The organism is Paenibacillus sp. F024, from assembly GCF_057814255.1.
On sequence record NZ_JBVASZ010000158.1, the window covers coordinates 1 to 286 of the forward strand.

At 43.4% G+C, this 286-nt stretch carries 1 protein-coding gene; it reads right to left on the reverse strand.

The features are described 5' to 3' along the window. Window positions 1–42: 42 nt before the first annotated feature. Window positions 43–286, reverse strand: a 244-nt coding sequence (locus ACZYR9_RS27780) for a hypothetical protein (RefSeq protein ID WP_488981516.1), incomplete at its 5' end; no start/stop codon positions are given.

The window sequence follows — 286 nt, forward strand, 5'->3', positions numbered from 1 at the left end:
GAATTATAAGGATTCGACCGGACAGCCGGAGACCAACGTTTTTCATGTTGAGTTTCCCGCTGTCTTTTTTTTTTCAAAATTCGGTTTAAAGAGGAGAGGCTTATGAATACTTAACCAAGACAAATGCATTTGGGTGCTTTTCTTTATTATGTCGGTCATCATATTGCAGCGTGGAGACATCCGGTGGCCGGCTCCTCGCGAATCCTGGATCTGAATTTTTATAGAGAGGTTGCCCAAACAGCGGAATAGGGAAAGTTCGATATGATTTTCCTCGCCGACAATATCG